An 8,378-nucleotide genomic window follows, 5' to 3' on the forward strand; every position below is an offset into this window, starting at 1 on the left:
GTACTGCTCAGCACAACGAGCAGCTGGCCGGCCGCGACGCTGGCGCCATCCTTCACCAGCACCTGCTCGACGCGACCGTCCTCGGTGGCGTCCAGCAGCACCGACTGCAGCGGCTGCACGACGGCGCGGCCGACGACGAGGTCGCGAAAGGGGCCGGTTTTCACGGCGGCAATTTCCACGTCGGCGCGCGCCACCGCCACACCGCGCGGCCAGTAGCGCACCAGCAGCAAGGCCGCGGCAAGCGCAGCCAGGACCGCCAGCACGATCAGGCCGTAGCGCCTGGGCACCGCGACGCGGCGGTCCATGGCGGCGCCGGAGAGCGCGGCATTCATTGGCGCGTCAGCCACGCAGCGCCTGGAGTGGCCGCAGCGCCAGCGCCGCATGCAGGTGCCGCGCCACGGCCAGCGTCGTCACCACGGTCAGCAGCGCGACGGCGGCCAGCAGCGCCCACAGCGAGAACGGTCCCACCGGCGCGCGCTCGACGAAGCCGCTCAGGTAGAGCTGCGACAGCCAGGCCGCCAGCGGCAGCGCCACGGCGCAGGCGGCGGCCAGCACGCCGACGAACTCGGCGGCCAGCAATCCCGCTACTGCACCGGGGCCGGCACCGTGCAGCTTGCGCAGCACGATCTCGCGCTCGCGGCGGCGCAGCGTGTAGGCGGCCAGGGCGTAGATGCCCACGGCGGCCAGCGCCAGGGCCAGCAAACCCGCGAAGCCGATGAGCCGGCCCAGGCGGGTGTCCTCTGCGACCTTCTGCAGCAGCATGTCGCGCATTGGCAGGGCCTCGATGAACGAGTCGGGAAAGCGTTCGTTGAGCAGTGCCGTGAGCTTGCGGCGCGTGGCCTGCGGGTCACGGCTGTGCACGCCGATGGCGCCCGCGCCGCGCGTCACCACGGGCGAGATGGCATGCGGCTGCGGCGGGCTGCGCGGGCCTTCCAGGCGGATGTCGTCGATGACGGCGACGACGGTGGCGGGCTTGCCATCGTGGAAGTTGGGGGACACCCCCAGCGTCTGGCCAACCGCCGCCTCGGGGCTGGCAAAGCCGAGCGCGCGCACGGCGCTGCGGTCCAGCACGAGGCCGTTCTGCGCCACCTCCGCGACATGGTCGGCCGACAGCCGGCCGGCGATGACCCGCATGCCATAGACCTGCAGATAGCCAGGGGTGAAGCCGACGCCGGTGCGCAGGTTCATGGGCGGGGCGCCTGGGCGGTTGAACTCGGAGAACCAGCTCGAAAAATCCCGCCCCGGCACGTCGTCGGCGGCGGCCACGGTGACGACCTCGGGCCAGCGGCGGACTTCCTCGAGCACCGCCATCGTCTGCGCCGGCTGCGCTTCCCAGGGCAGGTCGACGGCGACGCGGTCCTGCAGCTCGAAACCACGCGGCATGCCGCCGGCATGCTCGGCCTGCCACAGCACGGTGAGCGCCAGCGACGCGAACAGCGCGGCGGCGCCGAACTGCAGCGCCGTCATGAGCCGGCGCAGCCAGCGGCTGGCCGCGCCCTCGCTGTGGCTGCGGCCGGCCAGCGACTCCGCCGGCCGCACCCGCAGCGCGATCGCCGCCAGGGGCAGCGAGCTCAGCCCCGCGATGCCCAAGCACAGCAGGCCCGTCAGCGCCACCATGACGGGCGATAGCACCGGCGCGTCAAACGGATGCTGCAGCAGCACCGACGCCGTGGGCGCGGCCCACCAGGCCAGCAGCAGCCCGAGCCCGCCAGCCAACCCGGCAACCACGGCCGCCTCGGCGAAGAACTGCGCGGCCAGCTGGCCGGCGCCCGCGCCCAGGGACTTGCGCAGGCCGATCTCGCGCTGGCGCCTGAGCGTGCGCACGCTCCACAGGTTGACGAAGTTGATGACGGCCAGGCCCAGCACGCCGGCCGATGCAGCGGCCAGGCCGGCCAGCTGCTGACGCCGCTGCGGGCTGCCGGCGCCGTGCAGGCCGATGTCGGCCACGGGCAGGGCGCGCAGATAGGCCGCCTTGCCGCCCCCCTTGAGGAAGTCCATCGGGAAGCCCGGCGGCAGGGGTTGCCGGTCGACCAGGCGCTGCGCCAGGCCGGTGAGCTGCTCGGCCGTGGCGCCAGGTTGCAGGCGGGCGAACAGCCGGCCGGAGTTCTGGTACCAGTTGTCCGAGCGCGCCAGGTAGGCCTTGGCGGCCGGTGCCTGGAAGCCGGCGATGGCGTCGTAGATCAGCGGGCCGTTCATGTTGTGCGTGGGCAGCACCGCCTTGACGGTCAGCGCGAACTGCATGGCCGGCGTGTGCCCCTCGGGGTCGGGCGGCAAGGACAGGGTGAAGGTGCGGCCGAGGACCTGCGCGGTGCCGAAGAGCCGCTCCGCGGCGACTTCCGTCAGCGCAATGCCTTCGGGCGACGACATCGCGGCCTTCAGGTCGCCGGCGACCGGCTGCAAGCCCAGCAGCGTCTGCAGGTCGGGATCGGCCATGGCGATGACCAGCCGCACGCCACGGGGCTGGCCCTGCGCCTCGCTGGCGCGCGCGTGCAAAAAGGTGTAGAGCACGCGGCTCATCGGCCCCACCGGCGCGCCGGTGTCGCGCAAGGCGGCGTTCAGCGGCACGGCCGGCACGTCGCCGAACCAGTCGGTCGTGATGCCGCCGGGCCCGCGCACCCGCCACTCGAAGGTGATGAGCCGGTCGGGCTCGGGCACGCGGGCATCGGGCCACAGCGTGTCCTGCAGGAAGCTGGCGGTCAGCAGCGTCAGCGCCAGGCCCAGCGCGAGGCCGGCGATGACGAGGGCGGCCGGGCCGGGTTCGGCACGCAGTTGCCGCCAGGCGCCGCGCCAGGCGGTGGAGGTGGGGAGCTGGGTCATGGCCCGGTTTTGCAAGAGGCGGGCCAGGAGCGTTCTCCCAGGCCAACGCGGCCTGAAGGCATGGCGACCGTCCGCAAGCGGACAGCTCGACTGTCCGCTTCCGAACACCACCTTCCCCGCAGCCCCGGCCCCGCTTAGAGTCGCGCCCTCTCATGCCCGGCATCCTCATCCTCGACGACGACCCCGACGTGGCCCTGGCCGCGCGGCTTGCGCTGCGCAGGCTGAGCGCAGTGGCCGTGCGCAACGACCCGCGCGAGCTGGCCGCCGCACTGGACGAGATGGCGCCCGACGTGCTGCTGCTGGACATGAACTTCACACCCGGCGCCAGCGATGGCGTGGCCGGCCTGGCGCTGCTGCGTGAGGTGGTGGCGCGCCGCAACGCGCCGGCGGTGGTCGTCATGACCGCCTATGCCGAGGTGGAACTGGCCGTGCAGGCGCTCAAGAGCGGCGCGGTGGACTTCATCACCAAGCCCTGGGCGAACGACAGGCTGGTGGCCTGCGTGCAGGCGGCGCTGGCCCGACGTGCTCCCGCGCCTGCCGCGGGCGAGCTGCTGGGTGAGTCGACGGCGATGCAATCCCTGCGCTCGCAGATCGCGCAAGTCGGCGCCAGCGAAGCCAGCGTGCTCATCCTGGGCGAGAACGGCGTCGGCAAGGAGCTGGTGGCGCGCGCACTGCATAGCGCCTCGCCGCGTGCGGCCGGGCCGCTACTGGCCGTGGACATGGGCTCGCTGCCCGAGGCACTGGTGGAGAGTGAACTCTTCGGCCACCGCCGCGGCAGCTTCACGGACGCCCGCGAGTCACGGCCCGGGCGCTTCGTCGCAGCGGCCGGTGGCACGTTGTTTCTCGACGAGATCGGCAACCTGCCACTGGCCCAACAGGCCAAGCTGCTGGCCGCGCTGGAGCGCCGCGAGGTGACGCCACTGGGCAGCGACAAGCCGGTGCCGGTCGATGTGCGTGTGCTGGCCGCCACCAATGTGGCCGAGGCCGAGCTGTTCGACGCGCGGCGCTTCCGGCCCGACCTGCTGTACCGCCTCAACACCGTGGTGCTGCGCGTGCCGCCGCTGCGCGAGCGCGGTGCCGGCGACATCGCGCTGCTGCTGCGCCACTACCTCGCGCAGTTCGCCAAGCGCACGGTCGAGTTGACGCCCGACGCACTCGCCAGGCTGTGCGCCTACCGCTGGCCCGGCAATGTGCGCGAGCTGCGCCAGGCCTGCGAGCGCGCCGCGCTGCTGGCGCGCGGACCGGTGTTCACCTTCGACGACTTCGGCCTCCCCGACGCGGCCAAGCCGGCGCCGGTCGAGCATGGGCTGGACCTCGCCCAGCGCGAACGCGAGGCCGTACAGGCGGCGCTGGCACAGGCCGACGGCAATATCAGCCAGGCGGCCAAGCTGTTGGGCGTCAGCCGCGCGGCCTTGTATCGACGGCTTGAGAAGCATGGGCTTTGAACGAACGCGTGTCGTGGTGGCTGCGATGGGGCTGGCAGCAAGCGCGGCGGGCGCCGCCGCTTCACTGGACGCCCCGCGCCTGCTCGTCGCCTGCGCGCTGACCGGCTGCCTCGCCGCTGCCATTGGGTGGACTGCACTGAGTCGCCTTGCCCACCGGCCGACGCCGCTCCCACCCGACCCACCGCCCGCACCGCGCCCGGACCTGGATGCCGCACTCGAACACGCCCCGCTCGCGCTGTGGCGCCTCATGGCCGGGACACCGCCTCTCGCGCTGAACGCCGCCGCGCGCCGGCTCATCGCCCCGGGCCGCGCCGTCGAGCCTGCGGCGCTGCTTGCTCTGCTGGACACCGGCCCCGGCCGGCGCGTCGTCACCCTGCCCACCGAGCATGGCCAGGAGCGCGCCGTGCTGGCCGTGTCGGCGCTGACCGTGCAAGGCCAGGCCTGGCGGCTGGCGGCACTGGCACCCATCGAGTCCGAGCTGGAGACCGAGACGCTGGCCGCCTGGCGCCAGCTGGTGCAGGTGCTGACCCACGAGATCATGAATTCGCTGACGCCGATCGCGTCGCTCGCCACCAGCGCGCCGGCCCTGCTGGACGCCGGCGAGCACGACGAGCTGCAGGCGGCGCTGGCGACGCTGGCGCGGCGGGCGGCGCATCTGCAGGCCTTTGTCGAGCGCTACCGCAGCGTCAGCCAGCCGCCCGCGCCAACGCTGGCCGACACGCCGCTGCYGCCCTTGCTGCAGGCGGTGCAGCGGCTGCTGGCGCCGGCCTGGGAAGTGGCCGGCGGCGCGGTCAGGCTCGCGGTCGAACCCGAAAGCCTGGCCCTGCGCACGGACGCGGCGCAGCTGGAACAGGTGCTGATCAACCTGGCGCAGAACGCGCTGCAGGCTTGCGCCGGCTATTCCAAGCCCGAGCTGCTGATCGAAGCCCGCCTGAGCCGCGGCGCGCGGCTGCGGCTGACGGTGGCCGACAACGGTCCGGGCGTGGCGCCGGGGCTGGAGAGCCGCATCTTCACGCCCTTCTTCACGACGCGCGAGGGCGGCAGCGGCGTGGGCCTGGCAGTCGTGCGCCAGCTGGTGCATGGCCTCGGCGGCTCGGTGCGCCACGCCAAACGGCCGGGTGGCGGCGCCTGCTTCGTCTTGACGTTTTGATGCAGTTGCAGCGGAGCTAGGGGGTTCCAGGTTCACGGCCTCGTCACCGCCGCCGCCTACCCTGCGGCGCTCGGTCACCCAGGAGCCATCCGATGTTCAAACCCCTTCGCTGGGCCGGCCTGTGCCTGCTCACCCTCGCCTCGCTGAGTTCGTCACTCAGCGCTACCGCCCATGACCGCGGCCGCGCCGAGAACGCGCCGCTGGTCATCGGCCACCGCGGCGGCGCCACCGGCTATCTGCCCGACCACACGCTGGAGAACTACGCCCTGGGCATCGCCATGGGTGCCGACTATGTCGAGCCTGATCTTGTCGCGACCAAGGACGGCCATTTGATCGTCCGCCACGAGCCCAACCTGATCGCGACCACCAACGTCGCCTCGCTGCCGCAGTTCGCCTCGCGCAAACGCACCGCCGTCATCGACGGCGCGACCGAGACGGGCTTCTTCGCCAGCGACTTCACGCTGGCCGAGATCAAGACGCTGCGCGCCATCCAGCCGCTGGCCGACCGCGACCCATCCTTCAATGGCCAATTCGAGATCCCGACGCTGGAGGAGGTCATCGCCTTCGTGAAGCGCAAGTCGGCCGAGGAAGGGCGGCGCATCGGCATCTACCCGGAAACCAAGCACCCGACCTATCACCAGAGCCTCGGCCTGGCCCTGGAAGACCGCCTGCTGCGCGTGCTGACCAAAGCTGGCTGGAACCATCGCAGCGCGCCGGTCATCGTGCAGTCCTTCGAGACGGCCAACCTGAAATACCTGCGCAGCAAGTCCAGCCTGCGCCTGGTGCAGCTGGTGGATGCCGACGACGTCAATGCCGACGGCAGCCTGGCCTTCAACAAGCCCTATGACAAGCCTTACGACTGGGTCGTGTCCGGCCGCGCCGGCCTGTTCAAGGACCTGCTGACGCCAGCCGGCCTGGCCGAGGTGAAGACCTATGCCGATGGCATCGGCCCGTGGAAGGTCTATCTGCTGTCCAGCGCCTGCAAGACGGTGGCCGCGGGCGGTGGCTGTGCCGACAGCAACGGCGACGGCCTGGTCGACGAGCGCGACCGCAAGCTGCTGCCCGCCAGCGACATCGTCGCCAACGCGCACAAGCTCGGCCTGGTGGTGCACCCCTACACCTTCCGCAGTGAGCAAAAGCGCCTGGCCAGCGACTACCAGGGCAGCCCGGTCAACGAATACCTGGCCTTCTACGAGCTGGGCGTGGACGGCGTGTTCGCCGACTTTGCCGACTCGGCCTTCGCGGCGCGGGCCATGTTCCTGCTGAAGAACGACGCCGGCTACGCCCGCTGCCTCGTGAACGGCCGGGGCTGCGTCTCCAGCCGGGATTGAGGTACGGAACGCGGACCGGCGCCGGGCCGCTCCCAAGCCGGCCCGCAGGCGATGTGCTTGCGGCTCAATGCCGCAAGCATCGCCGTCCCCTCGGGGGACCGACTGGGTTTGCCCGCGTTCAGCGCGCAAAACCGGGCGAGGGGTGCACTCTTACCGGCTTTCCTCGGTGGTGTGACCGTGTGGCGGGTGTTAGGCTGCCCGCTGTTACACCCCGGGGATGGAGTCGATGTTTCACGAGCTGCAGGAGTTGCTGGGCGCCTATCTGATGCCGGTATTGATCGCGATACCGCTGGCCATCATCGTGCTCATCGCCGCCTTCAAGCGTGACGACTACCGTCCGCCGCGCGAATACACGCCGCCGCCACGCCCGCCGCAAGGGGGCCAGCGCGCCAACGCGCCGGTGGTGTTGCCGCCGCTGCCTGGCTCAGCCACTGCTGGCCCGTCGATGGCCAGCGCCTTCGTCACGGCGCCTACGCCGATGCAGCCGCCGGCCGCCCCCGCGCCCGTGGTGCCGGAGGGGCCACCCACCGTGCTGATCGCTGATGACTCGGCCGTCGTGCGCACCAAGCTCAAGCGCCTGCTGGAAGGTGCGGGCTTCGTGGTCGTCCAGGTCAACGACGGCAACGAGGCCATGGCACAACTGGACGAGAAGCCCGAGATCGCCGTGCTGATCACCGACCTCGAGATGCCCAACAAGGACGGTTTCGAGCTGATCGCCGACGTGCATGGCAGCCTGATCACCGAAGACCTGCCCGTTATCGCCATCACTGGCCACGACGAGCTGCACGGCCGCGTCGGCCAGATCGAGGGCGTCTACGGCATCTTCAAGAAGCCCTGGAACGACCGCGAACTGCTCAAGCGCGTGGAGTCGCTGGTGCACCTGCGCAGCGCCGCCAGCAAGCGCGGCCGCCGCGTCAGCGACCTGCGCGCCCCGCCACCGCCGAGCACGTAACTTGCGGGCCGAGCGCCGGGCCGCTCCCTAGCCGGCCCGCGTTTGGCGATGTGCTCGCGGCTCGAAGCCGCGAGCATCGCCGTCCCCTCGGGGGACCGGCCRGTCAGGCCCACGTTCAGCGAGGCCTGACCGGACGAGGGGCGTCAGTCACGTCGGTCTGAAGCTCCACTTCATCTTGATCTCCGCCTGACCGGTGCCGGCCGGCAGGCGCGCCTGATCCTGGCCCCCTGAACTGAGCTGCACGAGGCGCTGCTGCAGCCAGGGCTGGGCCTCGCGCCATTGCAGGCCGATGCGGCCCTCGTGGCGCTGCTTGCGGCGATTGGCCTCCTCGCGGGTCTGCACGCCCTGCACATCCTGCGGCACCAGGCCCAGCGCCGTCCAGACCCGGCCGTTGCGGGTGTCCAGCACGGCCTGCAGCGTCGGGCAGGGCGCATCGTCACGGCGAGTCTCGCTGCCCTGGGCCGTCTCGGTGAAGGGGACAACGCCCTGCACATCGTTGAAGCGGCCCTGCACGCGCTCGTCCAGCTTGGCGCTCAACTGCAGGTTGCAGGCCATCGGTCCGGTGAACAGCAAGTAAGGCGTGGCCGGGCCGCTATCGTCGGGTGCATCGGCACCGCCACCGGCGGCGCGGCGTGCGTCGGCGCGGCAGGCCTCGCGGGCCTTGCCGGCGGGCTGGCGTTCGC

General features: G+C 71.8%; 6 protein-coding genes and 1 pseudogene. 4 read left to right on the top strand and 3 right to left on the bottom strand.

Annotation, left to right across the window (positions count from 1 at the left end):
• Positions 1-332: pseudogene (locus AC1DU6_RS13070) on the bottom strand (hypothetical protein); the annotation flags it as partial.
• A gap of 7 nt (positions 333-339) precedes the next feature.
• Positions 340-2,817, bottom strand: a complete 2,478-nt coding sequence (locus tag AC1DU6_RS13075; RefSeq protein WP_457319772.1) for an FtsX-like permease family protein — start codon at positions 2,815-2,817, stop codon at positions 340-342.
• Between the two features lie 152 nt (positions 2,818-2,969).
• Between AC1DU6_RS13075 and AC1DU6_RS13080 the strand changes: the two genes are divergently transcribed.
• From AC1DU6_RS13080 to AC1DU6_RS13095, 4 genes are all read left to right on the top strand, one after another.
• The gene (locus AC1DU6_RS13080) at positions 2,970-4,262 is read left to right on the top strand and encodes a sigma-54-dependent transcriptional regulator (protein ID WP_457319770.1); all 1,293 of its coding nucleotides are present in this window, start codon (positions 2,970-2,972) and stop codon (positions 4,260-4,262) included.
• Positions 4,252-5,412 carry a sensor histidine kinase gene (locus AC1DU6_RS13085; RefSeq protein WP_477857623.1) on the top strand — a complete coding sequence of 387 codons (1,161 nt, stop codon included), beginning with the start codon at positions 4,252-4,254 and terminating at the stop codon, positions 5,410-5,412. Before AC1DU6_RS13080 ends, AC1DU6_RS13085 begins: the two co-directional genes overlap by 11 nt.
• A gap of 92 nt (positions 5,413-5,504) precedes the next feature.
• On the top strand, positions 5,505-6,743 hold the full coding sequence (locus tag AC1DU6_RS13090; RefSeq protein ID WP_457319766.1) for a glycerophosphodiester phosphodiesterase: 1,239 nt from the start codon (positions 5,505-5,507) through the stop codon (positions 6,741-6,743).
• Between the two features lie 226 nt (positions 6,744-6,969).
• The gene (locus AC1DU6_RS13095; RefSeq protein ID WP_457319764.1) at positions 6,970-7,695 is read left to right on the top strand and encodes a response regulator; all 726 of its coding nucleotides are present in this window, start codon (positions 6,970-6,972) and stop codon (positions 7,693-7,695) included.
• A 147-nt stretch (positions 7,696-7,842) separates the two neighbouring features.
• On the opposite strand, the gene AC1DU6_RS13100 is transcribed toward AC1DU6_RS13095, so the two are convergent.
• Positions 7,843-8,378 (bottom strand): hypothetical protein (locus AC1DU6_RS13100; RefSeq protein WP_477857626.1); only part of this gene is annotated, 536 nt, incomplete at its 5' end.

It is taken from the genome of Roseateles sp. P5_B10, from assembly GCF_056400485.1.

Bases quoted from the DNA above. Each gene is read 5' to 3' on its own strand.
- AC1DU6_RS13075 (WP_457319772.1), bottom strand. From the start codon at position 2,817: ATGACCCAGCTCCCCACCTCCACCGCCTGGCGCGGCGCCTGGCGGCAA.
- AC1DU6_RS13080 (WP_457319770.1), top strand. From the start codon at position 2,970: ATGCCCGGCATCCTCATCCTCGACGACGACCCCGACGTGGCCCTGGCC.
- AC1DU6_RS13090 (WP_457319766.1), top strand. From the start codon at position 5,505: ATGTTCAAACCCCTTCGCTGGGCCGGCCTGTGCCTGCTCACCCTCGCC.
- AC1DU6_RS13095 (WP_457319764.1), top strand. From the start codon at position 6,970: ATGTTTCACGAGCTGCAGGAGTTGCTGGGCGCCTATCTGATGCCGGTA.